The sequence below is a fragment of the Pseudomonas sp. ADAK21 genome, assembly GCF_012935735.1.
Lineage (GTDB): Bacteria > Pseudomonadota > Gammaproteobacteria > Pseudomonadales > Pseudomonadaceae > Aquipseudomonas > Aquipseudomonas proteolytica.
Map to the genome: position 1 here is coordinate 856,274 of NZ_CP052857.1, position 25,184 is coordinate 881,457.

The 25,184-nt window shown below is 60.9% G+C and carries 24 protein-coding genes; 7 read left to right on the plus strand and 17 right to left on the minus strand.

What is annotated here, in order from left to right:
* The first annotated feature begins 7 nt into the window (after positions 1-7).
* The 3 genes from HKK57_RS03995 to HKK57_RS04005 all read left to right on the plus strand — a co-directional run bounded on the left by HKK57_RS03995 (position 8) and on the right by HKK57_RS04005 (position 1,908).
* Positions 8-352, plus strand: a complete 345-nt coding sequence (locus tag HKK57_RS03995) for a pilin assembly protein (RefSeq protein WP_070996167.1) — start codon at positions 8-10, stop codon at positions 350-352.
* Positions 353-645: 293 nt separating this feature from the next.
* Entirely contained in the window at positions 646-1,071 is a 426-nt protein-coding gene (locus tag HKK57_RS04000; protein ID WP_029300159.1) for a DUF4398 domain-containing protein, read from the plus strand.
* 54 nt (positions 1,072-1,125) lie between these two features.
* Positions 1,126-1,908 carry an OmpA family protein gene (locus tag HKK57_RS04005; RefSeq protein ID WP_029300161.1) on the plus strand — a complete coding sequence of 261 codons (783 nt, stop codon included), beginning with the start codon at positions 1,126-1,128 and terminating at the stop codon, positions 1,906-1,908.
* Between the two features lie 92 nt (positions 1,909-2,000).
* Here the strand turns inward: HKK57_RS04005 and HKK57_RS04010 are convergent, their stop codons facing one another.
* The 16 genes from HKK57_RS04010 to HKK57_RS04085 all read right to left on the minus strand — a co-directional run bounded on the left by HKK57_RS04010 (position 2,001) and on the right by HKK57_RS04085 (position 18,846).
* A complete protein-coding gene (locus tag HKK57_RS04010; RefSeq protein WP_070996168.1) occupies positions 2,001-2,306 on the minus strand; it encodes a hypothetical protein in 306 nt (101 codons plus the stop codon).
* Between the two features lie 97 nt (positions 2,307-2,403).
* Positions 2,404-2,730, minus strand: coding sequence for a hypothetical protein (locus tag HKK57_RS04015; protein WP_029300165.1), 327 nt, complete (start codon positions 2,728-2,730; stop codon positions 2,404-2,406).
* On the minus strand, positions 2,727-3,641 hold the full coding sequence (locus HKK57_RS04020; protein ID WP_169389803.1) for an alpha/beta hydrolase: 915 nt from the start codon (positions 3,639-3,641) through the stop codon (positions 2,727-2,729). The genes HKK57_RS04015 and HKK57_RS04020 overlap by 4 nt, the downstream gene beginning before the upstream one ends.
* Before the next feature lie 133 nt (positions 3,642-3,774).
* Positions 3,775-5,052: a flavohemoglobin expression-modulating QEGLA motif protein gene (locus tag HKK57_RS04025; protein ID WP_029300170.1), complete on the minus strand. Its 1,278-nt coding sequence runs from the start codon at positions 5,050-5,052 to the stop codon at positions 3,775-3,777.
* 21 nt (positions 5,053-5,073) lie between these two features.
* Positions 5,074-5,622: a hypothetical protein gene (locus HKK57_RS04030; protein WP_029300172.1), complete on the minus strand. Its 549-nt coding sequence runs from the start codon at positions 5,620-5,622 to the stop codon at positions 5,074-5,076.
* 155 nt (positions 5,623-5,777) lie between these two features.
* Positions 5,778-6,494: a TetR/AcrR family transcriptional regulator gene (locus HKK57_RS04035; protein ID WP_029300174.1), complete on the minus strand. Its 717-nt coding sequence runs from the start codon at positions 6,492-6,494 to the stop codon at positions 5,778-5,780.
* 108 nt (positions 6,495-6,602) lie between these two features.
* Positions 6,603-8,105, minus strand: a complete 1,503-nt coding sequence (gene lysS, locus HKK57_RS04040; RefSeq protein ID WP_029300176.1) for a lysine--tRNA ligase — start codon at positions 8,103-8,105, stop codon at positions 6,603-6,605.
* Between the two features lie 93 nt (positions 8,106-8,198).
* A protein-coding gene (prfB, locus tag HKK57_RS04045; protein WP_104911704.1) for a peptide chain release factor 2 occupies positions 8,199-9,294 on the minus strand; the annotation gives its coding sequence in 2 pieces (ribosomal slippage) (positions 8,199-9,221 and positions 9,223-9,294; 1,095 coding nt in all).
* A 236-nt stretch (positions 9,295-9,530) separates the two neighbouring features.
* Positions 9,531-10,532: a diguanylate cyclase domain-containing protein gene (locus HKK57_RS04050; RefSeq protein ID WP_029300179.1), complete on the minus strand. Its 1,002-nt coding sequence runs from the start codon at positions 10,530-10,532 to the stop codon at positions 9,531-9,533.
* Positions 10,533-10,583: 51 nt separating this feature from the next.
* A complete protein-coding gene (locus HKK57_RS04055; RefSeq protein WP_029300181.1) occupies positions 10,584-11,594 on the minus strand; it encodes a chemotaxis response regulator protein-glutamate methylesterase in 1,011 nt (336 codons plus the stop codon).
* On the minus strand, positions 11,591-13,888 hold the full coding sequence (locus HKK57_RS04060) for a hybrid sensor histidine kinase/response regulator (RefSeq protein WP_154906482.1): 2,298 nt from the start codon (positions 13,886-13,888) through the stop codon (positions 11,591-11,593). The genes HKK57_RS04055 and HKK57_RS04060 overlap by 4 nt, the downstream gene beginning before the upstream one ends.
* Positions 13,885-14,583, minus strand: coding sequence for a chemotaxis protein CheW (locus HKK57_RS04065; RefSeq protein WP_029300185.1), 699 nt, complete (start codon positions 14,581-14,583; stop codon positions 13,885-13,887). Before HKK57_RS04065 ends, HKK57_RS04060 begins: the two co-directional genes overlap by 4 nt.
* Complete coding sequence (locus tag HKK57_RS04070) at positions 14,580-15,845, minus strand: CheR family methyltransferase (RefSeq protein WP_029300187.1); 1,266 nt, start codon at positions 15,843-15,845, stop codon at positions 14,580-14,582. Before HKK57_RS04070 ends, HKK57_RS04065 begins: the two co-directional genes overlap by 4 nt.
* Complete coding sequence (locus HKK57_RS04075; protein WP_169389804.1) at positions 15,845-16,366, minus strand: chemotaxis protein CheW; 522 nt, start codon at positions 16,364-16,366, stop codon at positions 15,845-15,847. Before HKK57_RS04075 ends, HKK57_RS04070 begins: the two co-directional genes overlap by 1 nt.
* On the minus strand, positions 16,366-17,988 hold the full coding sequence (locus tag HKK57_RS04080; RefSeq protein ID WP_169389805.1) for a methyl-accepting chemotaxis protein: 1,623 nt from the start codon (positions 17,986-17,988) through the stop codon (positions 16,366-16,368). The genes HKK57_RS04075 and HKK57_RS04080 overlap by 1 nt, the downstream gene beginning before the upstream one ends.
* Before the next feature lie 147 nt (positions 17,989-18,135).
* Complete coding sequence (locus tag HKK57_RS04085) at positions 18,136-18,846, minus strand: tellurite resistance TerB family protein (protein ID WP_029300194.1); 711 nt, start codon at positions 18,844-18,846, stop codon at positions 18,136-18,138.
* Between the two features lie 308 nt (positions 18,847-19,154).
* Between HKK57_RS04085 and HKK57_RS04090 the strand changes: the two genes are divergently transcribed.
* Positions 19,155-20,330, plus strand: a complete 1,176-nt coding sequence (locus HKK57_RS04090) for an integrase core domain-containing protein (RefSeq protein ID WP_169389806.1) — start codon at positions 19,155-19,157, stop codon at positions 20,328-20,330.
* A 903-nt stretch (positions 20,331-21,233) separates the two neighbouring features.
* Positions 21,234-22,859 carry a glucan biosynthesis protein D gene (locus tag HKK57_RS04095; RefSeq protein WP_169389807.1) on the plus strand — a complete coding sequence of 542 codons (1,626 nt, stop codon included), beginning with the start codon at positions 21,234-21,236 and terminating at the stop codon, positions 22,857-22,859.
* Between the two features lie 47 nt (positions 22,860-22,906).
* On the opposite strand, the gene HKK57_RS04100 is transcribed toward HKK57_RS04095, so the two are convergent.
* Positions 22,907-23,092 carry a hypothetical protein gene (locus HKK57_RS04100; protein ID WP_029296308.1) on the minus strand — a complete coding sequence of 62 codons (186 nt, stop codon included), beginning with the start codon at positions 23,090-23,092 and terminating at the stop codon, positions 22,907-22,909.
* Between the two features lie 253 nt (positions 23,093-23,345).
* Between HKK57_RS04100 and HKK57_RS04105 the strand changes: the two genes are divergently transcribed.
* The gene (locus HKK57_RS04105; RefSeq protein WP_070994765.1) at positions 23,346-23,942 is read left to right on the plus strand and encodes a TetR/AcrR family transcriptional regulator; all 597 of its coding nucleotides are present in this window, start codon (positions 23,346-23,348) and stop codon (positions 23,940-23,942) included.
* 2 nt (positions 23,943-23,944) lie between these two features.
* Positions 23,945-25,123, plus strand: a complete 1,179-nt coding sequence (locus tag HKK57_RS04110) for a DUF418 domain-containing protein (RefSeq protein WP_169389808.1) — start codon at positions 23,945-23,947, stop codon at positions 25,121-25,123.
* Positions 25,124-25,184 lie beyond the last annotated feature (61 nt).

Consider the following 25,184-nt stretch of genomic DNA (forward strand, 5'->3'; position numbering starts at 1 on the left):
GGTTGCCATGAAAATCCGAGAACTGGCCCAGCAATGGGAAGAAACCGCCAAGGGTCGCCTGACCAAGACCGAATATGCCATCCACCTGGATGTAGAGGCCGCCGCACGGCTGGCGGCCATCCGCGAGATGTACCCCAAGCGCAGCACCGAGGAATTGCTCGGTGAGCTGATCGGCGCCGCCCTCGAAGAGCTGGAAGCCAGCTTTCCCTATATCCGGGGCCAGCATGTGATTGCCACCGATGAAGAGGGCGATCCTTTGTATGAGGACGTGGGCCCAACCCCGCGCTTCCTGTCGCTTTCACGACGCTACCTGCAGGATATGTCGGGCATGCCTGACGATCAGAAACACTGATAAACATCCGCTGAAAAACACCATCCCCCCGGCTACCGGGCCTTTTATAGGCCCGGCATACCTCTGCGCATGGCAAAAGTTCCGATTTTTAAACGCTGACCCTTCAGTCAGATTTGTTCAGATGTTTTTTCGGGCAAATCGCCATCTTTGGCTGAACTATTCAAAAAAGCCTCGGGTCACAGCCAGTAAGCCATCACTTGGAACAGGCGTTTGAAAAGGCAAACTGAGCTTCACCGCCAAAACGCAGACGCTGAACACCGTAGATGGATTTGATGTTTTTCAGGAGTTATCCAATGGAGTTGAAGACGATGAAGACCAGCACTGCCAAATCCTCGTTTAACCACCTGCGCGGGCTTAAATTGGCCGCGTTGGCAATCGGCACCAGCTTCGTCCTCGCGGGCTGCGCCGGCAACCCGCCGACCGAGCAGTACGCGGTGACCCAATCGGCCGTGAACAGCGCCGTCAGCGCTGGCGGTACCGAATACGCTGCCGTGGAAATGAAAGCTGCCCAGGACAAGCTCAAGCAAGCCGAGCTGGCCATGCATGACAAGAAGTACGACGAAGCCCGTCGTCTGGCCGAACAGGCTGAGTGGGACGCTCGCGTTGCAGAGCGTAAGGCCCAGGCTGCCAAGGCTGATCTGGCGCTCAAGGATTCCCAGAAGGCTGTTCAGGAGCTGCGTAACGAAGGCATGCGTCCTGCTGTGATCCAGCAGAAGTAAGCAGCGCCCTTGTTTGCATCGCACCCGAAATCGAATTGAAAGGACGACACCATTATGCGTAAACAATTGATGATCCCTGCCCTGCTGGCGATGAGCGTTGCACTGGCGGCCTGCTCCACACCGCCTAACGCCAACCTGGAAAATGCACGGACCAATTTCTCGGCCCTGCAAGCCAACCCGCAAGCGACCAAAATCGCCGCCCTGGAAACCAAGGACGCCAGCGAATGGCTGGACAAGGCCGACAAGGCCTACCGCGACAAGGAAGACGAGAAGAAGGTCGACCAACTGGCCTACCTGACCAACCAGCGCGTTGAAGTCGCCAAGGACACCATCGCCCTGCGCGAGTCCGAAGCCAAGCTGAAAAATGCCGGTGACGAACGTGCCCGCGCCTTGCTCGAGGCCCGTGACGCGCAGATCAAGCAACTGCAAAACAGCTTGAATGCCAAGCAGACCGAACGCGGCACCCTGGTGACTTTCGGTGACGTGCTGTTCGCTACCAACAAGGCCGACCTGAAATCCAGCGGTCTGATGAACATCAACAAACTGGCCCAATTCCTCCAGGAAAACCCGGATCGCAAAGTAATCGTCGAAGGCTACACCGATAGCACCGGCAGCGCGGCCTACAACCAGACCCTGTCTGAGCGCCGTGCCACTTCGGTACAGGTTGCGCTGATCAAGATGGGCGTTAACCCAAGCCGCATCGTGACCGCAGGCTATGGCAAGGAATACCCGATTGCCGATAACGGCAGCGTTTCGGGCCGTGCCATGAACCGTCGCGTTGAAGTGACCATCTCCAACGACAACCAGCCGGTCAAGCCACGTTCTTCGGTGCAATAACCGCCTGACGTCTACCGGTCTGAAAGCCCTGCCTGAGTTCCAGGCAGGGCTTTTTTTTGCAAAAGAAACACCTGCCGACCGGTTGCTTGCGGTTAGCCGAAGTTGACCGGATTGTTGTTCTCCTGCGGCATCATGTTCTGCATACCCTGCTGTTTTTCCCCATTCATCTGTTTGCGTGGCGAGTCTTGCTCATCCCCTTCGCCGGCGCCCTGAGAGCCGCCTGCACCACCGGCACTGGCCAACAGCATCTCCAGGAGCTTTCTCAAGGCTTCAGGATCCGTTTTGCCCTGCTGCTGAGCGCCACCCACGTCCTTGCCGACCATGTTGCCGGAATCACCAAGGCCGCCGCCGCCGAAGTTACCAAACCCGCTAAAACCACCTATTCCACCAATACTCATCGCGATACTCCACCTAATTGAGGGTTGCTTGTCAGCGGTGCTGACCCCCCAATCAGTGGCTTCATACAGAATGTGGTTCCAAAAATTACCGGTTTGCTTACTGCTCCAGCTGTGGGGTTTCCTGGCCCATGCAGCGCACTGCCTGCTTCTTGCTGTTTACCAGCACACCCGTCAGCCCCTTTTGCTCGGTGTCGAACAACACCAGCACGCCATCAACGCATTGCGCCACCTGAGGTGCCGGGGTAAGGGAGACTTTATAGTCTTCGCCGGGCACGGTCTTGAGCATGGTGTAGTCGCTGAGCAGCAACGCATCCTCGGGCTTGGCGAAGTGCAGGTAACCGTAGTACCACAGGCAACCCACGGTGCCGATGATGGTGCCGATGCCGGTGAGGATCAGGGGGATCATGTTGCGTTCTTCGCTCATTGCGGGCTCTCTGATGGTTCAACTTGAGGATTGGCGGCCGCCGGGTAATTGGGGATCTCCCCCAGGCGGCGCAGGCCATTGAAATGCTGCGGGTCGTCAAGGTAGCGCAGCATCACGGTTTGCCAGGTCTTGTCGGCAAAGGTCTGCACATGCCCACCCCGGGTCAGTTGCAGCACCCTGGGCGGCGGCGCAGCTTGATACAGACGGATGCCGTTGGAAAGCGGCACGATCGGATCATCCAGACTATGGAACAGCAGTTTCGGCACGCCGGTCAGCTGTGGCATGCCGTGGATCGCGCTGTCGGCGTCCGGCACCAGCCATGACAACGGCACCTGAAACGGCCATGTTAGCCAGGAAGTACTCAGGGCGAATTGCCCTACATCACGATAACTGGCAGGCACCCCGTCCAGCACCAGCGCCTTGAGCCGGGGTTGGCGCGCAGGGTGAGCCGCCAGGTAATGCACCGCCAACGCCCCGCCCAGGCTCTGGCCCAGGACGACCAGCGGCTGGCCCTGGGCTTCGGGCGCCTGGTCGAGCCACTGGAAAGCGGCATCCAGGTCCTGGTAGATGGCCGGTAATGAAGGTTTGCCTTGCGATACGCCATAGCCGCGGTAGTCCAGCATCAGCACTTGATAGCCATGGGCGGGCAACCACCAACTGCCCCCCAGATGCCCGGACAGGTTGCCACCGTTGCCGTGCAGGTGCAGCACCGTGCCCTTGAGCGGCACGCCGGGCTTGGCCGGTAGCCACCAGGCCCGCAGTTGCACGCCGTCGGCGGTGGTCAGGGTGACGTCACGGTATTCCAGGCGCGCCTGTTGCGGGGTAAAGGGCAGGCCGGGCTCGGGGTAGAACAACAGCGAGCTGCAGCCATTGAGGGTCAGAAGCAGGCATAGAATGGCGAGCAGTCTCATCCGTTGAAACCTCGTAAGTGGGTGAGGACACTGTAGGAGCCGGCTTGCCGGCGATCGCAGTCTACCCGTGATACAGCCTTGTCTGGCGGATCGCTATCGCCGGCAAGCCGGCTCCTTCAGTTGATGGGGTGGGTCAGAGGATGTTGGAGTAATCCGCCTCGATCCGATCCAGGCTCAGGTGGTTGAGGAAGTTTGAGAAGCACATCCACGCCGACAACGCGTTCATGTCGCGGAACTGGTCCGGCAGGTATTTAGGCGGCACCACCAGGCCTTCGTCCACCAACTGGCGCAAGGTGCGCATGTCTTCCAGAGTGGTCTTGCCGCAGAACAACAGCGGCACCTGCTCCAACTTGCCTTTGCGCACGGCCAGCTGGATGTAGTTGTAGACCATGATAAAGCCCTTGAGATAGGACAAATCCTTGGTAAACGGCAGGCCCGTCGGGGTCGAGCCGCGGAATACCCGGCTGGCATTGCCGTAGCTCTCGGCCATTTCAAAGCCCTGCTCGCGGAAGAACTCGAACACCTGCAGGAAATCAGCGCCCTCTTCCACCATATGGATCGCACGGGTGCGGTTGGTCAGCTTGCGCAGGCGGCTAGGGTAGGAGGCGAAGGTGATGATCTCCATCAGGATCGCCAGGCCTTCCTGGGTCACGGTCGACGACGGTGGCCCCTTGGACAGGAAGGTGCAGATCGGCTGGTTCTGGCCATTGAGGGTGGTGCCCACGTGGACCAGCCCCTCGTGGACTTCCAGGGCCCGCACATCGCGCTCGTTGAACATCGCATCGGCGCGGATCTTGATGTAGTCGGCCCCCGCCGCTGCGTCGGCCACGATGCCGTCGGACTCAAATACGCGGATGGTTTCCTCGGCCTCGCCAAACACCTTGTTCAGGCGGCTTTGCAGCAGGCTCACGGCGTCCTTGGCGGTCAAGGTCTTGGCTTCGTCCTTGAGGTCGCCACGCCCGTCGATGTTGTTCAGGTAGTCGGAAAGCATCAGGCCCAGGTCGGCCAGGGTCGGGTCGCCGGCATGGAATGCATCGGACGCGGCGCCGTAGAGTTCCTGGGAAATCAGGCCGAAGTCCTCGGTACCACGGGCTTCAAGCATGCGCACCACCATGCGGTATTCCTTGCACATGCGCCGCATGATCTGCCCGACCGGATTGAACTGGCCCAACTGGCGGGTGATATCGCGCTCGATGTTCTGGAACTCCAGCTTCACCTTGCTCGAATCGAACGACAGTGGCCGGTTCAAGTAATAATCGCGGTCCACCGCCGGCATGTGCTTGCCCTTGCCCTGGAGGAAGCCCTTGCGAATGTTGTCGTCCCACTTCACAGCGTCGAGGACGCGAATCGGTGTTTGCGCCAGCACAATGCGATCGGACAAGGTGCGTATCGTCTGCTGGTAATCGTCCACCCGGTGCTTCCTCTTTAAACGTTATTTGCCCACGCGCTGATAGCGCACGGCTTCGACAAACACATCGGCGTTGGCCGGATCATCCAGGTAAGCCAGGACCTGACTCATGGGGCTGTCGACCAATGTCCCGTCGCCCTCGACCGTCTCTACGCTGCTGCCCGTCAGGATTTTCTGCGCGATGGCCTGGTTGATCGCCTCGGGATCGAGGTTATAGACCACCAGTTCGCGGGCATCATTGAATTCGAAGCCGGCCAGGATAAAGTGCCCGCCGAGCTTGTCCGGCAGCGGCGCCGACAGGTACCAGCGGTTGCCGTGGCGGGACACGCTGAACAGATATTCGTCGCGCTTGACCGGCTTGGTCTGCGAGGTGCTCACCGCCTTGTAGCGACGCTCGCCCGCGCGGCTGATCTGCAGGTTGAGCGGTTCGCCCCAGGCGTTCTTGCTGGCCCACTTGCCCAACAGCGCCTCAGGCGCAGCCTCGCTGGCCGGCAAGGGCTCCTTGAAAGTTACCAAGCAACCACTGAGCAACAGGAACGACATTGCGACTACCAGTACACGCCAAGCTTTCATCGGACACTCCAGCAATGAGCGATCTTCTGTAGGAGCGAGCTTGCTCGCGAAAAGCCTGAGGGCAACGCGGGGAGTCAGGTTCCCCGCGTCATCGTTAACGCCCTTCGCGAGCAAGCTCGCTCCTACATGGGCAGGTCCATAGTGCTGCTAAAACCTTAGACCGAGGCCAGGACCAGGTGCATGTAACGTTTGAGAATCTCGAGCATTTCTTCGCCGGTCAGCGCCTCGGGCTCAAACAGCAGGCCCTGATATTCCATCCGACTGATAATCGCCGTCAACACTTTGGCATCCTGTTGCGGCTCACGGGAACCCAGCACCTGGAAAAACTGGCAAGTGCCCTGCAACAAAATCTGCTGGTGAGAACGGACCAGCTCGCCCAGGCGCGGGTTCAACAAGGCCTCCTGGCGAAACGCCTGCTCGGCCATCAAGTATTCGCGACGGTTAAGCAGTTGGCGCAGGACGTAATCGGCGGTCAGGCGCGCAATATCATCGGCCAGTTGCGAGCGCGACTCGGCACTGCCATCCCCGTAGGCCACCATTTCCCGCAACAAGCCTTCGTTGCGCACCCACAACTTGCCCATGAACGCGGCACTGCGCTCCACATACTGGGCAAAGGTGTCGGTGAGCAAGTCGTCGATATCCTTGAAATAGTAGGTGGTGGCCGACAGCGGCACACCGGCCTCGGCCGCCACCGCCCGATGGCGCACGGCCCGCACGCCATCGCGCACGACAATACGCATGGCCGCGTCGAGAATATCCTGGCGACGCTGCTCGCTGCCCTGGCGGCTGGCCTTGCGGCCCTGGTACTGAACACTCTCTGCCACGGCGGCAGCGATGCCAGCGGCGCCTTCTTGAGCCATTACGCGCTTCACGAAAGATCGTCCTCTCACTCAACAAAAGTCTGGCGCCGTATGCTTGACGTTAGTACAGGCCACACAAAAAAGCCGCCTTATAAAAGGCGGCTTCGGCATTCGCTAAGACTACGCTTGTGGCCGCATATGCGGGAACAAGATCACATCGCGGATCGACGGTGAGTTGGTCAACAGCATCACCAGACGGTCGATACCAATACCTTCACCAGCCGTTGGCGGCATGCCGTACTCCAGCGCGCGAACAAAGTCGGCGTCGTAGTGCATGGCTTCGTCATCACCGGCGTCCTTGTCGGCCACCTGGGCCATGAAGCGCTCGGCCTGGTCTTCGGCGTCATTCAACTCGGAGTAGGCGTTGGCGATTTCGCGACCACCGATGAACAGCTCGAAACGGTCGGTGACGTTCGGGTTGTCATCGTTGCGACGGGCCAGCGGCGACACTTCGAAAGGGTACTGGGTAATGAAGTGCGGCTGTTCCAGCTTGTGCTCCACCAGTTCTTCGAAAATCATCACCTGCAGCTTGCCCAGGCCTTCGAAGCCCAGGACCTTGGCCCCGGCTTTCTTGGCGATGGCACGGGCCTTGTCGATGTCGTTCAGGTCGTCAGCGGTCAGCTCAGGGTTGTACTTGAGGATCGAATCGAACACCGACAGGCGCACGAACGGCTCGCCGAAGTGGAATACCTTGTCGCCGTACGGCACGTCGGTAGTCCCGAGAACGAGCTGCGCCAGCTCGCGGAACAGTTCTTCGGTCAGGTCCATGTTGTCTTCGTAGTCGGCGTACGCCTGGTAGAACTCCAACATGGTGAATTCTGGGTTGTGACGGGTCGAGACACCTTCGTTGCGGAAGTTGCGGTTGATCTCGAACACTTTCTCAAAGCCACCGACCACCAGGCGCTTGAGGTACAGCTCCGGGGCGATGCGCAGGAACATTTCCATGTCCAGGGCATTGTGGTGGGTTTCGAACGGCTTGGCTGCCGCGCCGCCCGGAATGGTCTGCAGCATCGGCGTCTCGACTTCGAGGAAGTCACGTGCCATCAGGAAGCTGCGGATGTGCGCGATCACTTGCGAACGCACACGGAAAGTCTGGCGCACTTCTTCGTTGACGATCAGGTCGACGTAGCGCTGGCGATAACGCTGCTCGGTGTCGGTCAGGCCGTGGTGCTTGTCTGGCAGCGGGCGCAGCGACTTGGTCAGCAGGCGCACGTTGGTCATTTCAACGTAGAGGTCGCCCTTGCCCGAACGGGCCAGGGTGCCTTCGGCGGCAATGATGTCGCCCATGTCCCAGGTTTTCACCGAGGCCAGGGTTTCTTCCGAGAGCGTCTTGCGGTTGACGTAGACTTGGATGCGCCCGGTCATGTCCTGGATCACCATGAACGAGCCACGGTTGAGCATGATGCGACCTGCAACCTTGACCGGAATCGCAGCTTCTGCCAGCTCTTCCTTGGTCTTGTCCGCGTACTGCTTCTGCAAGGCATCGCAGTAGTTTTCGCGGCGGAAGTCGTTGGGGAAGGCGTTACCCTTGGCGCGCTCGGCAGCAAGCTTTTCCTTGCGCAAGGCGATCAGAGAGTTTTCTTCCTGTTGCAGGGCCTGCGGATCGAGTTGTTGGTCGCTCATGTCTTTAAATATTCCATCTGGTTCGTTGTCCCAGGCGTAGGCCGGGGATCGCGGGCAAGCCCGCTCCTACAGGGATCGCGGTTTGTCAGCGTATTACAGGCCTGACTTCAGGCTGGCTTCCAGGTATTCGTCGATATCGCCGTCGAGCACCTTGTCGCAATCGCTGCGTTCGATGTTAGTGCGCAGATCCTTGATCCGCGACGCATCGAGCACATACGAACGGATCTGGTGACCCCAGCCGATATCCGATTTGGTGTCTTCCAGCGCCTGGGAAGCTGCGTTGCGCTTCTGCATCTCCTGCTCGTACAACTTGGCCCGCAGCATTTTCATGGCGGTGTCCTTGTTGGCGTGCTGGGAACGTTCGTTCTGGCAGCTGACCACGGTGTTGGTCGGTACGTGGGTGATACGTACGGCCGAGTCGGTGGTGTTTACGTGCTGGCCACCGGCACCGGAGGAGCGGTAGGTGTCGATGCGCAGGTCGGCCGGGTTGATCTCGATTTCGACTTTGTCGTCGATCTCTGGCGAGACGAACACTGCAGAGAACGAGGTGTGGCGACGGTTGCCGGAGTCGAACGGGCTCTTGCGCACCAGGCGGTGAACGCCGATCTCGGTCCGCAGCCAGCCAAAGGCGTATTCACCCTTGATATGCACGGTCGCGCCCTTGATACCGGCGACTTCACCGGCGGACAGTTCCATGATGGTTGCTTCGAAACCGCGTTTGTCAGCCCAGCGCAGGTACATGCGCAGCAGGATGTTGGCCCAGTCCTGGGCTTCGGTGCCGCCGGAACCGGCCTGGATATCCAGGTAGGCGTTGTTCGGGTCCATTTCGTGGCTGAACATGCGGCGGAATTCGAGTTTGGCGAGGTTGTCCTCGAGACGGGCCAGCTCGGCGACGACATCGCCCACTGCGCCTTCGTCGTTTTCTTCGACGGCCATGTCCAGCAGGTCGCGGCAGTCGCCCAGACCGGTGTTCAATTCGTCGAGGGTGTCGACGATCTGCGCCAGCGCAGCGCGCTCGCGGCCCAGTTCCTGAGCGTATTCAGGTTTGTTCCAGACAGCCGGATCTTCAAGCTCGCGATTGACTTCGGTCAGACGCTCATGCTTTTGATCGTAGTCAAAGATACCCCCGAATAGTTTCGGAGCGCTCGGACAGGTCCTTGATGGTGTTAAGGATCGGGTTGATTTCCATGGCGGGCAGCACTCGTTGGCGAACTTTTGAAAGCCGGCGAGTATAACGGCAAAAGGCCGGAAACGGCAGTCCGCTTGGCCGAAAAGGCGGGGTTTGTGTGATATCCACAGGCCGATAAAGAGCAAATGTAGGAGCTGGCTTGCCTGCGATGCAGACGCCTCGGTGTATCAAGTAGACCGTGGCGACGCCATCGCAGGCAAGCCAGCTCCCACATTGGGTTGGCGGTGTTCTGCGGGTTATTCGATCCCCACCTGGTTGCGCCCGTTATGCTTGGCCAGGTACAACCCCTTGTCCGCCGCCGAGATCAACTGCCGGCAATCGGTGCCCAGCAGCGGCGTCATGGTCGCCAGGCCAATACTGATGGTCAGGCTTGCCCCGTCAGAAGGTGCGATGTGCGGGATCTTCAGCGCGGCAACGGCCTGGCGCAGTTTCTCGGCCACCAACCGCGCGCCACCCGGCGAAGTATTGGGCAGCACCAGGGCAAACTCCTCACCCCCGTAGCGCGCCGGCAGGTCCGAAGGACGGCTGCTGGCATCGCGGATAGTCGCTGCCACCTTGCGCAACGCTTCATCACCTTCCAGATGCCCGAAGCTGTCGTTGTAGGTCTTGAAGAAATCCACGTCGATCATCAGCAACGACAGCTGGGTCTGGTCACGCATGGCACGCCGCCATTCCAGTTCCAGGTACTCGTCGAAATGCCGGCGGTTGGACAGCCCGGTCAAGCCATCGGAGTTCATCAAGCGTTGCAGGACCAGGTTGGTGTCCAGCAACTGTTGCTGGCTGACCCGCAGCGCGCGATAGGCCGCATCCCGCTGCAGCAGGGTCATGTAGGAGCGCGAGTGGTAGCGGATACGCGCCACCAGCTCGATGTTGTCCGGCAGTTTCACCAGGTAGTCATTGGCCCCGGCGGCAAACGCGGCGCTCTTGATCAGCGGGTCTTCCTTGGTGGAGAGCACGATGATCGGAATGTTCTGGGTCGCCGGGTGGTTGCGGTATTCGCGCACCAGGGTCAGGCCGTCCAGCCCGGGCATGACCAGGTCCTGGAGGATCACTGTCGGCTTGATGCGGATCGCCTGGGAGATCGCCTGGTGGGGGTCGGCACAAAAGTGGAAGTCGATATTGTCCTCATGGGCCAGACCGCGCCGCACGGCTTCGCCGATCATCGCCTGGTCGTCCACCAGCAACACCATGGCGGCGTTTTCGTCGGTCTTGAAGTCGTCGAGCTGTAAATCATTCATTTGCGGTCACCTGAGTTACTACGTGCAGGCCAGGACAGCGAGTTATATCGGTCATTTTGCGAATACCTCCAGCAATCGTGGCGCAATTCTGTCCAATGGGCGAATCTCAACAGCGGCATCAATCGCCGCTGCCGCTTTGGGCATGCCGTAAACTGCACAGCTCTGCTGATCCTGAGCGATGGTCAGATAGCCCTGCTGACGCATCAATTTGAGTCCCTGGGCTCCGTCACGTCCCATGCCGGTCAGCAAGACGCCGACGGCATCGCCGTTCCAATGGCTGGCGACGCTCTCGAAAAACACGTCGATGGACGGCCGATAAATTTCGTTCACGGGCTCCGCCGTGTAGGCCAGCGTGCCGTTTTTCAGCAGCCGGATATGATGATTGGTGCCGGCCAGCAACACCACGCCACTCTGCGGGGGCTCCCCCTCACGCGCCAGGCGCACCGGCAGGCCCGAGGCACTGCTCAGCCACTCGGCCATGCCGGCGGCGAATACCTGGTCCACATGCTGCACCAGCACAATGGCTGCCGCAAAGTCCCGAGGCAAGCCCTTGAGCAGGATTTCCAGCGCGGCCGGACCGCCTGCCGAAGAGCCGATCGCCACCAGGCTCTGGCGCTTGCCGGTACCCCGTGCGGGCACCGGTTCCGCACGCACCCGGCTGCCGCGCTGGCCGATCAGCCAGCCAATATTGAGGATTTTGCGCAACAAGGGCGCGGCCGCCTCCTTGGCATCGCCAACCCCCAGCGCCGGGGTGTCCACCACATCCAGGGCGCCATGGCCCATGGCTTCGAAGACGCGGCTGACATTCTGCTGGCGATCCACCGTAACGATAACGATAGCGCATGGCGTCTCGGCCATGATTTGCCGGGTCGCCTCGACCCCATCCATCACCGGCATGATCAGGTCCATCAGGATCAGGTCCGGGGTCAACTCGGCGCAGCGCTGCACGGCTTCCAGGCCGTTAGTGGCGACCCACACCACCTCATGGGCCGGTTCGAGGCTCAAGGCCCGGCGCAATGCCTCGACCGCCAGGGGCATGTCATTGACGATGGCGATCTTCATGCGCGTGCCCCTCCAATCAGTTCCACCACCGCATCAAGCAGGGCGTCATCATGGAAGCTGGCCTTGGCCAGGTAATAGTCGGCGCCGGCATCCAGGCCACGACGCCGGTCTTCTTCGCGATCCTTATAAGACACCACCATCACCGGCAGCGACTGCAGGCGAGTGTCACGGCGCAACAGTGTGACCAATTCAATACCGTCCATGCGGGGCATATCAATGTCAGTGATCAGCAGGTCGAAGTCTTCGGAGCGCAGAGCATTCCAGCCATCCATACCATCGACGGCGACCGCCACGTCATATCCACGGTTAAGTAATAGCTTGCGCTGCAGTTCGCGCACGGTGAGTGAGTCATCCACCACCAGGATGCGCTTGCGCGCAGCCTCGACGGTTTGCTGGGCGCGTCGGGCAATGCGCTCCAGGCGGCCGGTGTTGAGCAACTTGTCCACCGAGCGCAGCATGTCCTCGACATCGACGATCAACACCACCGAACCGTCATCGAGCAGCGCGCCGGCAGAAATGTCCTGCACCTTGCCCAGGCGATCATCCAGCGGCAACACCACCAGGGTGCGCTCGCCGATAAAGCGTTCCACGGCAATCCCGTACACCGCTTCGCGCTCACGGATCACCACAACCTTGAGGGTGTCCTGGCTGGTCTGCCCGGGCGGGCGCTGCAACAGCTGGCTGGCCGCGACCAGGCCGACATGCCGGCCCTCGTGCCAGAAATGCTGGCGGCCTTCCAGTTGCACGATTTCGTCGGGCTCCAGGTCGCACATGCGTTCGATATGGGCCAGGGGGAAGGCGTAGGCTTCTTCGCCGACTTCCACCACCAGGCTGCGCACCACCGACAGGGTCAACGGCACTTCCAGATGAAAGCGGCTGCCCTGCCCCGCCGTCTGCTCCAGCACCACCGCGCCGCGCAATTGGCGGACCATGTGCTGCACCGCATCCAGGCCAACGCCGCGCCCGGAGACCTCAGTGACCTTGTCGCGCAGGCTGAAGCCCGGCAAGAACAGGAAGGTCAGCAATTCCTCTTCGCTCAGGCGCAAGGCCGTTTCCAGCGGCGACAGATTGCGCTCGACAATACTGGCGCGCAGGCGCTCCAGATCGACGCCGTTGCCGTCATCGCTCAATTCCAGCACCAGCAGGCCAGCCTGGTGCGAGGCGCGCAGGCGGATCAGGCCCTCGGCCGGCTTGCCCGCCAGCAGGCGCTGCTCGGGCATTTCGATGCCGTGATCGACGGCATTGCGCAGCAAATGGGTCAGCGGCGCTTCAAGTTTTTCCAGGACATCGCGGTCCACCTGGGTCTTTTCGCCTTCGATTTCCAGACGCACCTGCTTGCCCAGGCTGCGGCCCAGGTCACGCACCATGCGCACCTGCCCCGCCAGTACATCGGCAAACGGCCGCATGCGACACGCCAGCGCCGTGTCATACAGCACCTGGGCACGCTGGCCGGCCTGCCAGCCGAACTCATCGAGCTCGGCGGTTTTTTCTGCCAGCAGCAACTGCGCTTCGCCCAGCAGGCGGCGGGCATCGCCCAGGGCTTCCTGGGCTTCAAGGCTCAGGTCGAGGGTCTTGAGTTGGCCATCGAGGTTGTCCAGGGCCCGGGCGCCGTTGCTTTGAATGCGTTTGAGGCGTTGCAGGCTGGACAGGTACGGCTTGAGTCGCTGGGTTTCCACCAGGGACTTGCTGGACAGGTCCAACAGGCTGTTCAAGCGCTCGGCCGTGACCCGCAAGACCCGTTCGCCGCCTTCGGTCATGCGCTTATTCTGGCGCGGCGCTTCACTGCCCAGGGGCGGCGCGGCCTCTGGTTCCGGGGGCAACAGCAGCGATTCTTCAAGGGACGGCAGCGGCTGCGCAAGCAGCTCCGGCGCGGGCGGCGGCGCAACCACTTTGGCCGTGGGTTGCGAGGGGTCCAGCAAGCGCTCCATCAGCGCCACATACCCCTCGATATCGGCCGGGCCCACGGTATTGCCCGGTGTGGCAATGCGCATCAGCAGGTCAGTGCCCTGCAACAACGCGTCGATATGTTCGGGTTGCAGGTACAAGCGGCTTTCCTGGGCGCTGACCAGGCAATCTTCCATCACGTGGGCAACGCTGACGCCGGCGTCGACCCCGACAATCCGCGCCGCGCCCTTGAGCGAATGCGCCGCGCGCATGCAGGCTTCAAGCTGGTCGGCCTGGGTCGGGTTGCGCTCCAGGGCCAGCAAGCCGGCGCTGAGCACCTGGGTCTGGGCATCGGCTTCCAGGCTGAACAGTTCCAGCAGCGAGGCGTCGCGCATCTGGTCGGGGGTCATGACAGGCTCCGGGTCACGGCAGACAGCAGTTGCGCCTCGTCCAGCCAGCGCAGGCTGCGGCCTTTGAACTGCAACACACCCTGGGTATAGCGCGCACTGGCCTGGGTGCCGGACGCAGATGCCGCTTTGAGGGTGCGCTCATCAATGGCGTGGATGCCATCCACTTCGTCCACCGGCACCACCACCGGGCCATCCTGCGCGGCGATGATCAACATGCGCGGCATGATCCGCCCACCGCTGGGGCCGCCGGCGGTGCTGTCGAGCCCCAACAGCTCCACCAGGGACAGGCAGGCCACCAGCGCACCGCGCACATTGGCGACCCCGAGCAGCGCCCGGGAGCGCTGGTGGGGCAAGGAATGGATCGGCTGCAGGGGCGCTACTTCCACCAGGCAACGGGTGGCGATGCCCAGCCACTCCTCGCCCAAGCGGAACATCAGCAATGAACGGGTGGCAACCTCATCATCGGCCTGCGCGGCGACGGCATGACGATGGTCTTGCTGCGCCAAGGCATAACGATCCAGCAGGCGGGTGGCGGCTGCGGAATACACCGCGCAATTGCGGCAGTGGATATGCTCGGCCAGCAACGGGCAGGACTTGTCGCCGTGGATCCCAATGCGGTTCCAGCAATCATCGATAGCCTGGGTATCGGCAACCGTCAGGTCCAGGTCGGTATCCGGGGATGCAGAGCTACTCATCGTTTACGCTCACTGTCAGCGGCTCGCTCGCTGCGGGCAGCACGGGCTTGCAAGCGCCGCGCCCCCGCCGTATCGCCCTGGGATTCGAGCAGCGCGGCCAGGTGCATCAAGGCCTGCGGATGCTGGGGTTCCAGGTACAAGGCTTTTCGATAATACCCCTGGGCTTCGAGGGCGCTACCCGCCACGTCACTGAGCAGGCCCAGCCAGTAGAAGACCTGGGCCGCCGGTGGATGGTTTTGCAGGTAACGCTCGCAGGCAGCGCGGGCCTCAAGGCTTTTGCCTTCATTGGCCAGGGTCGCGATCTGACCGAGCAGCTGCGCCGCATCCGAGTGCACGGGTGCAGGCTTGATCGGCACCACCGGCGCCGCGAATGCGCTGAAGGGTCGGGGCTTGCTCGGAATCGGCGCGGCGCTGCGCTGGGGCACCGCAGGCGGTACGGGGACGTAGACCGGATCGGGTACCGCTTCGGCATGACGGCTGAAGGCAAATGACTGCGGCACACCAATCGAGCGCATGCCCAGGCGTCCCAGCAGGCTGCCTTCGGCCGGGCCGATAAACAGCACGCCGTCGACATGGGTCAGGCCCTTGAGCACTTCAAATACCTGCTTCTGGGTCGGCTGGTCGAAGTAGATCAGCAGGTTGCGGCAGAACACAAAATCATAGGTGGGCTCGTTGGCCAACAACTGCGGATCGAGCAGGTTACCCACCTGCAGACGCACCTGTTCACGCACCCGGTCGCAGACACGGTAGCCATCCTCTTCGGCGCTGAAATGCCGCTCACGGAATTCGATGTCCTGGCCACGGAAAGAATTCTTGCCATACACCCCACGTCGCGCCCGCTCCACCGAGAGCGGGCTGACGTCCATGCCTTGCACCTTGAACTGGTGAGGCGAAAGGCCCGCATCGAGCAGGGCCATGGCGATGGAATAAGGCTCTTCACCGGTGGAGCACGGCAGGCTGAGGATGCGCAAGGCGCGCATGTGCTTGATCTCGCCCAGCCGCGCCACCGCCAGCCGCGCCAGGGTGGCAAAGGATTCGGGATAACGAAAAAACCAGGTCTCGGGGACGATGACCGCTTCGATCAGCGCCTGTTGTTCATCGCCGCTGGTTTGCAGGCGCTGCCAGTATTGATCGGCACTCAGCCCCTGCAACGCCTGGCTGCGCTGGCGCACGGCGCGCTCGATAATCGCCTCGCCCACCGAGGCGACATCCAGGCCGATTCGCTCCTTGAGGAAGTCGAAAAAGCGTTGGTCATTGCTCATCACGCCTCCCCAACAGTCAGGTCGGGGGCAAACAGCAAGGCGCGGACCTCGGCGGTGAGCAGGTCGGCGACGCCGATCCACTGTGTCAGGCCCTGTTCGTCTTCGCGCACCGGCCCCAGGTACGGCGCTTGGCGATTGTCCAGGCCATAGGGTTGGAAATCCGCCGGATCGCAGCGCAGGGTGTCAGTCGCCTGTTCGAGGATCAGCCCCAGCCAGCGCGACTCCAGCCAAGCCTCTGGACGATAGTTGACCAGTACCAGCCGTGTGCTGGTGCGGGCCTGGGCCGGCGTACCAAAGGTCAGGGCGCTGAGGTCGATCACCGGCACCATGTTGCCGCGATGGGCAAAGATCCCGGCGACCCACACCGGCGCATGGGCGATGGGCTTGAGCGGCAGGCGCGGCAACACCTCGGCCACTTCCGTGGCCTTGAGGGCGTAGCGCTCGCTGCCGATATGAAACACCAGGAACAAGGCTTTTTTGGCTGCCGCCGCCACGCCGCGTTTCGCCGCTGGATCACTCATCAGACTTTGAAACGCGACACGCCGCTGCGCAAACCCACCGCAACCTGGCTCAATTCATCAATGGCAAAGCTGGCCTGGCGCAGGGACTCCACGGTCTGGCTGCTGGCGTCGCCCAACTGCACCAGCGCATGGTTGATCTGCTCGGCACCCGTGGCCTGGGCCTGCATGCCCTCGTTGACCATCAGCACCCGCGGCGCCAAGGCCTGGACTTGGTGGATGATCTGCGACAGTTGCTCGCCCACTTGCTGCACTTCGAACATGCCGCGACGCACTTCTTCGGAGAACTTATCCATGCCCATTACCCCAGCCGATACGGCGGACTGGATCTCGCGCACCATCTGCTCGATATCGTAGGTGGCCACGGCGGTCTGGTCTGCCAGGCGCCGTACTTCGGTGGCCACCACGGCAAAGCCGCGTCCGTACTCACCGGCTTTCTCGGCCTCGATGGCGGCATTGAGGGACAGCAGGTTGGTCTGGTCGGCCACCTTGACGATCGTCACCACCACCTGGTTGATGTTGCCGGCCTTCTCATTGAGGATCGCCAGCTTGGCGTTCACCAGATCGGCGGCGCCCATCACCGAGTGCATGGTTTCTTCCATGCGGGCCAGGCCTTGCTGGCCGGAACCGGCGGCCACCGAGGCCTGGTCGGCAGCGGTGGACACTTCGGTCATGGTGCGCACCAGGTCCTTGGACGTGGCCGCGATTTCCCGCGAAGTGGCACCGATTTCGGTGGTGGTGGCGGCGGTTTCAGTGGCGGTGGCCTGTTGCTGCTTGGAGGTGGCGGCAATCTCGGTCACCGACGTGGTGACCTGCACCGACGACCGCTGGGCCTGGGAGACCAGGGCGGTGAGCTCGGTCATCATGTCGTTGAAGCCGGTCTCGACGGCACCGAACTCGTCCTTGCGGTCCAGGTTCAGGCGCTTGCTCAGATCGCCGGTACGCATGGTTTCGAGGATATCGACGATGCGCTTCATCGGCGCCATGATCGCGCGCATCAGCAACAGCCCGCACAGGGCAGCGGCGAGGATCGCGAGGAGCAGCGAAACGCCCATGCTGATTTTCGCCGCGGCCACGGCGCCATCGATGGCGGCGGTGGCGTCATCCGCAACTTTTTTGTTCTCGTTGATGATGTCGTTGAGCTTCATACGGCCTGCGGTCCAGGCCGGGGTCAGTTGCTCGTCGAACATCTTGACGGCCTCGGCCTCCTTGTTGGCCAGGTGCAGTTCCAGCACCTGGGCCAGCACCTGGTTGTACTTCTGGTGCAGGGTTTCGAAGGTGTCGAACTCGGTACGATCCTGGTCGACATTGATGGTCTTGGCGTAACTGGCCATATGCTGCTCAAGGCGCGCCTCGAACGTCTTGTAATCCTGGCGGTCAGCATCGGAAATGCCCTGGTGCTCGCGCAAACCGATCAATTCCTGGGTCTGCAGGTAGCTGTCGACCCAGGCGCTGCGGATCATCGAGCTGAAAAACACCCCCGGCACGGCGTCGTCGCGCACCGAGTTTTCACTCGTTTCGATCTTCAGCAACCGTGAATACGAGACCACAACCATCAGCAGCATGATGGCGATAATGACCGCAAAGCTCGCCAATATGCGTTGGCGCAAGGTCCAGTTCTTCACAGTATTTCCTCGAGGGCCGATCAAATGCCGGGGAGTATAGCTGAGGCCGTGCCATCATTTATCAATGGGTTGTGGCCCAAGTCTCAAGGAATACAAAAACACCCCGCAACCTGTCCGGCTGCGGGGTGTGTTTTTGTGCGGGGCGGGTCAGAGCGTGGCTTGGCGTACCTGTTTTTCCAGTTCCGTCTTAAGCCCCGGTTCCAACTTGAGCTGGCGGGCCAGTTCGTCGAGGTAGGACTTCTCCATGAAGTTTTCCTCGTCCACCAGCATGACGCTGGCGATGTACATTTCGGCGGCCATTTCCGGGGTGCTGGCGGCGCGGGCTACATCGGCAGGGTCCAGGGGTTTGTTGAGCTCGGCATGCAGCCAGTGTTGCAGCTCCTGGTCGTTGTCGAGCTTGACGAACTCACCTTCGATCAAGGTGCGCTCGCGCTCGTCCACATGACCATCGGCCTTGGCCGCGGCCACCAGGGCCTTGAGAATTGCCTGGCTGTGCAGCTCGACCTGGGCCGGAGGCAAGCGGTCGAGGGTCTGTGGTTCGCCTTTAGGTGCGCCGGCCTGTTGTGCCTGCCAGTTGCCGTAGGCCTTGTAGGCAATTACGCCTAGTGCTGCGAGACCGCCATAGGTGAGGGCTTTACCGCCAAAATTGCGGGCTTTTTTGTTGCCCAGCAGCAGGCCCATGGCCCCGGCGGCCAACGCCCCGCCACCCGCGCCGCCCAACAGACTGCCGAGCCCACCACCGCCGAGCAGGCCGCCCAGTGCGCCTTTGTCATCGCCTTTACGTTGACCGCCCGCCTTTTTTTGCAGCATGTCCTGGCCGGACTTGAGCAACTGATCAAGCAATCCACGGGTATTCATTCATAGCCTCCAGAAACTTGGGTTCATAGGTTTAATAGGCTGTCAGCGTAAAACTAAGTGCCAATAATCCTGGATATAGAGTGCTTCCAGATGTAACTCAACTGGGGTTGGGGTTGGGGTTGGGTACATATCCGTTGCTGCGGTAACGGCGGCTATGGGTTCCGCCCTTACGGCGGGTCACTTTGGAAAAGCCCCAAAGTAACCAAAGGGCTCTTGCCGGTATGACTCACCCACATGGGTTACAAATCAGTTCACGCACATAGGTAACAGTTTTTAACTGGCAGGGTCGATTTCGCGAGGATCTGACCATGCCCTGGAAAGAGCTGAAACCTATGGACCTTAAAGTACTGTTCATTGCCGATTACCTGTCCCAGAAGCACAGCCTTAGCCAGCTGTGCCGGGACTATGAGGTCAGCCGCAAGACTGGGTATAAGTGGATCAGGCGTTACGAGGCAGAGGGCCCGAGTGGGCTTGATGAGCGTAGCCGCTGCCGCCACAACCAAACCTACGTGGTGCCCTTGGCTGTGAAACAGGCAATCGTTGAATTTCGCTTAAGTGGCGAGACGATTCCCGGCCCGAAAAAGATTCAGAATAGTCTCATCCAGCGTTTCCCAGATCAGGATCCGCCCTCGAAGACGACCATTTACAACATTCTCAAGGCAGCTGATTTGATTACCCCCAAGCCATTGCGCCGACGGGTGGCTGTGTATCCCAAGCCTTTACGCAAGGCAGAAAATCCCAACCAGTTATTCAGCGCTGATTACAAAGGCCAATACCTGACCGGAGCAGGGATTTGGTGTTATCCGCTGACGATCATGGATCATGCCAGCCGGTTTTTGCTGGCGTGCCAGAGCATGAGCAGCACCAATCTGAAGGAAACCCAGCAAACCTTCGAAAGGGTTTTTCGCGAATACGGCCTGCCAGAGCGCATTCGTACCGACAACGGCATACCGTTTGCCAGCACCAGTCGAGCGGGGTTGTCACAGCTGTCGATCTGGTGGATGAGACTTGGGATCATTCCTGAGCGGATCGAGCCAGGTCGCCCAGATCAGAATGGGCGGCATGAGCGTATGCACCGAACGCTGAAAAGCACGTTACCTCACCCGTCGGCAATTGCCTGGGAAGCCCAGCAGCGCCACTTTGATCGCTTCCTGCAGCACTATAATTACGAGCGTGGGCACGAGGCGCTTGGCCAGAAAACGCCTGCCGCTTGCTATACGCCTTCAACTCGAATGTACCCGGAGAAGCTACCGGAAATGACCTATGCGAGCCATATTGAGAGTTACCTGGCCGACAGTAGCGGAATCATCAATCGAGGAGGCATGCGGGTTTATATCGGCAATTTACTTCGTCACCAGACCATCGGAATGGAGATGATTGGTGATGGGGTATGGAATGTAATCTTCGGTCCGGTGATCTTGGGCCATGTGAATGCGAGAGATGCAAAGAACGGTTATGTCTCAATCAAAGTGTCACCTATGTGAATGCACTTTTTTGTAACCCATGTGGTTGTCCCGTACATGACCACTCGGTGCCTCGCCTAGGCTCGGCATGCCCGCAGTCAGGCATTGCTCCGTGGGCCCGCCGCGATCGGCCATCCATGGCCGTGTCGCGGCTACCCCGGCATCCTGCCGGGGTGCCCACTGCGCAATACCTGCCTGCGGCCATCGTGGTTTGACGGGGCGCCTAAGATCAAAAGCCAGATCAAAAGCAACAGCAACAGCAGCGCCAGAGCGCGGAGCTGCATTCTCCTGTGGGAGCTGGCTTGCCTGCGATAGCGGTGTATCAGCCGATAAATATATTGACTGATCGACCGCTATCGCAGGCAAGCCAGCTCCCACAAGGGGTACGCGCACGCTTCGACGATCAGGTCGGCTGTCAGGCCGCCTCGCTCTGCTTGTGATTTTGATCTTAGGCGCCCCGTTAAACCACGCTGGCCGTCATCCGATATTGATTTGGGGGGTAAACCGGCAGGACGCCGGTTTAGCCGCGCTGGGCCATGGATGGCCCATCGCGGCGGCCCCCCAAATCAATGTCGGATTACGGGCATGCCGAGCCTAGGCGAGGCACCGAGTGGTGGGGCAAGAGCCCTTTGGTTACTTTGGGGCTCTTTTCCAAAGTGACCCGCCGTAAGGGCGGAACCAATAGCCGCCGTTACCGCAGCAAACGAATATGTACTCCTCTACAGGCCCCCTGCTGACACGTCTTGTTTCACATACAACGCCATCATCCCGCTATCAATCAATTTTCCTTGCCTACCGAACCCCTTAAGCTATCTGGCATCTGTTTACTGTCCGTTGCGTTTGGCCGAAGGCATGTCCGAACCGTTATTTCTGATCCAGCACGCGCCAGGAACGGCACGGGATTGCTCACCACAGGTTGTATTTATGCACCGCAGGAATTTGCTCAAAGCGTCCATGGCCATCGCGGCCTACACCGGACTGTCGGCCAGTGGCCTGCTCGCCGCTCAGGCCTGGGCCGGGAATCGTGCAGCCGATGGCGACGCCAAGGCGTTCGACTTCGATTGGCTCAAGCTGCAAGCCAAGCAACTGGCTGGCAAACAGTATCAGGACACGCGCCAGGTGCTGCCGCCGACCTTGGCGACCATGACCCCGCAGAATTTCAATGCCATTGGCTACGACGCCAATCATTCGTTGTGGAAAGACCTCAAAGGCCAGCTGGACGTGCAGTTTTTCCACGTCGGCATGGGCTTCAAGACCCCGGTGCGCATGCACAGTGTCGACCCCAAGACCCGTCAGGCGCGGGAGGTGCATTTCCGTCCATCGCTGTTCAACTATGAAAAAACCACGGTCGATACCCAGCAGCTCAAGGGCGACCTGGGCTTTTCCGGGTTCAAGCTGTTCAAGGCTCCGGAACTGGACCGCCACGATGTAGTGTCTTTCCTCGGCGCCAGCTATTTCCGTGCGGTGGATAACACCGGCCAGTACGGTCTTTCGGCACGCGGCCTGGCCATCGATACCTACGCCAGCAAACGCGAAGAGTTTCCCGATTTCACCCAGTTCTGGTTCGAGACGCCGGACAAGGACAGCACCCGTTTCGTGGTCTACGCCCTGCTCGACTCACCGAGCGCCACTGGCGCCTACCGCTTCGACATCGATTGCCAGGCCACCCAGGTGGTGATGGCCATCGACGCCCATATCAACGCGCGGACCGCGATCCAGCAGATGGGCATCGCGCCCATGACCAGCATGTTCAGCTGCGGCACCCATGAGCGACGCATGTGCGACACCATTCACCCGCAGATCCACGATTCCGACCGCCTGGCGATGTGGCGCGGCAACGGCGAGTGGATCTGCCGCCCGCTGAACAACCCGGCCAAGCTGCAATTCAATGCCTTCGCCGATAAAGACCCGAAAGGTTTTGGCCTGGTACAGACCGACCATGAATTCGCCAGCTACCAGGACACTGTCGACTGGTACAGCAAGCGCCCGAGCCTGTGGGTAGAACCGACCACTGCGTGGGGCGAAGGCTCTGTCGACCTGCTGGAAATCCCTACCACCGGCGAGACCATGGACAACATCGTCGCCTTCTGGACCCCAAAGAAACCGGTGGCCGCCGGCGACTCCCTGAACTTTGGCTACAAGCTCTACTGGAGCGCCCTGCCCCCGGTCAGTACGCCGCTGGCCCAGGTCAATGCCACCCGTTCCGGCATGGGCGGTTTCACCGAAGGCTGGGCACCGGGCGAGCACTACCCGCCGGTCTGGGCCCGCCGTTTTGCCGTGGATTTCAAGGGTGGTGGTCTGGACCGTCTGCCCGCAGGCACCGGCATCGAGCCAGTGGTGACCTGCTCCCATGGCGAAGTGAAAGATTTCAGTGTGCTGGTGCTCGATGACATCGAGGGCTACCGCATCCTCTTCGACTGGTACCCGACCAGCGACAGCGTGGAGCCGGTGGAAATGCGCCTGTTCATTCGCACCAATGACCGGACCTTGAGTGAAACCTGGTTGTACCAGTACTTCCCACCTGCACCGGACAAACGCAAGTACAGCTGATGCCAAACGTTCCCACGCACTGAGTGCGTGGGAACGCCGTGGCCGGGTCAAAAGCGTGAAATGCTTTTCATCGCGCCAATCAAGTAGCGCATTGCAACTTGATCGTTTTCGGTCAAGGCGCGGTATTGCTCCAGCAGTTGTGCCTCATCCGAGCTCAACCGACGGCCATGCAACGACAGCCTGCGGCTGAAAAAAAGCACCAGAACCCCTGTTACACCAATGGACTTGGCCATGGAATGTTTCTCCGTGTAATAAACAACAACTCCTAATGCCCATAACCCTGTCCGCGAAGTGCAATGCCTCAGCGAGCAAACAGACTGACTTCCTGGGCCAGAAGCCGCCTTACTTCAAGCGTAGAAACTATCCTGGCACCTGTGAGATTTTTTTAGAGTATTCACTTAAATAATTCGATTGAAGCAAAAAGCTTGCGGAAAATTCTTACGCCTCATAAATTGACTGACTACTCAATTAATCAATGAGGCCGGCATGCGCACCAGTGATCCCCAACAACGCGAAAGCAAACGCATGGCCCTGTTGGATGCCGCGTCCCAGTGTTTTGCCGAGGCTGGTTTTGTCGCCACGCGCACCGCTGATATCTGCGCCCGGGCCGGTATGAGCGCGGGCAATCTGTTCCACTATTTCGCCAGCAAGCACGAGGTGTTGCTGGCGCTGGTGGCCCGCGAAGGTGCCGAGATCCAACAGGCCATGGCGCCGCTGGCCAAGGCGGCTGATCCAATGGCGCAGTTGCTGGCTTTCCTTGATCAGGTCTGCCAATTGGCCTGCGACCGCCACTATGCTGGCCTGGCGCTGGAGATCTCGGCCCTGGGTCATCGCGACGAAGCCGTGGCGCGGTTGGTAAAGGCCAATGACCGTTCCTTGCGTGACGGCCTGGAAGCACTGGTAAGGGCCGCCGACCAGGCCGGGCAATTGCACACCGCATTGAGCGTGCCCGACGCGGCCAACTGGCTGGCCGCCTTGATCGATGGCATGTTCGCCCGCGTGGCCGCCGACCCGGACTTCCACCCCGAGCAGCAGACCACGGTCCTGCAGGGCCTGGTGGTTCACCTGCTGCAGGGGCGTTGAACATGTCAGCAGCGGCCAATGCGCGCCTGGTCCAGGTCGATGCGCTGCGTGGGTTTGCCTTGTTCGGCATTCTCAGCGTCAATATCTGGGCCTTTGCCGACCCCTTCTACGCCTCGACGACCAGCAATCCGGCCTACGCCAGCGTGCTCGATCACGGGGTGCGGTTGCTGGTGGCATTGTTGTTCGAGACCAAGTTCTACCTGCTGTTTTCCTTCCTGTTCGGCTACAGCTTCACCCTGCAAATGGCCGCCGCCGAGCGTGCCAAGGCCGCGTTCGTCCCGCGCATGCTGCGCCGGCAACTGGCACTGCTAGCATTGGGCCTGGTCCATGGAGCCCTGTTGTACTACGGGGAGATTCTCTCGACTTATGCCCTGCTGGGCCTGGTGCTGCTGGCCGCCCGCAACCTGTCAGCGGCCCGCGCCCGGCGGTGGGCAATCGGCCTGGTGGTGGTCGCCTGTGCACTGTGGATGGTGCTGGGTGTGTTGCAGGGGCTGGGAGGTGAATGGGTCGGCACGGGTCATGGCGAAGGCCAGGCAAAACTCGCGGCGTTTTCCGCCGGTGCCCTGCAGACCTTGCAATTTCATAGTCGGGAGGTGTGGGCCACGGTGCCTGCGTTATGGCTATTGCAGGGCCCCAGCGCGCTGGCGATGTTCCTGTTCGGCTACGCCGCCGGGCGACAGCAGTGGCTGGCGTCGCCACAGGCCTGGGATCCCCGTGCCCGGCGCCTGCTGCTAATCACTGCCCCACTGGGCCTGCTCGGAGCGCTGGTCTACGCCCTGACCGCCGCTTACAAACCAGGCGGCGGCCTGGAAACCTTTGCCTTCGGCCTCGGCCAACTGACGGCACCACTGCTGACAGCTGCCTATTGCCTATTGATGCTGGCGCTGTTCAACACCACCGCCGGCGCCAGGCTGTGCGCGCGCCTGGCGCCGCTGGGCAAGATGGCCTTGAGCAATTACCTCATGCAATCGATGCTGCTCGGGCTGTTGTTCACAGGCTACGGCGCTGGCTGGATCAACCAGGTCGAACCCTGGCTGCTGTTGCCCATGGCGGCGGCGATTTTTATCCTGCAAATGTGGCTGAGCGCGCACTGGCTACGCCGCCATCCCTATGGGCCGTTCGAGTGGTTGTTGCGCGCCGCGACGCGACTGGCCTGGCCGAACTGGCGGCGCAGCCAATAAACCCCAGGATCGTCACTCCCCGGCGACAGGCACAAACCCACCGTGATCAGCGGTGGGTCTG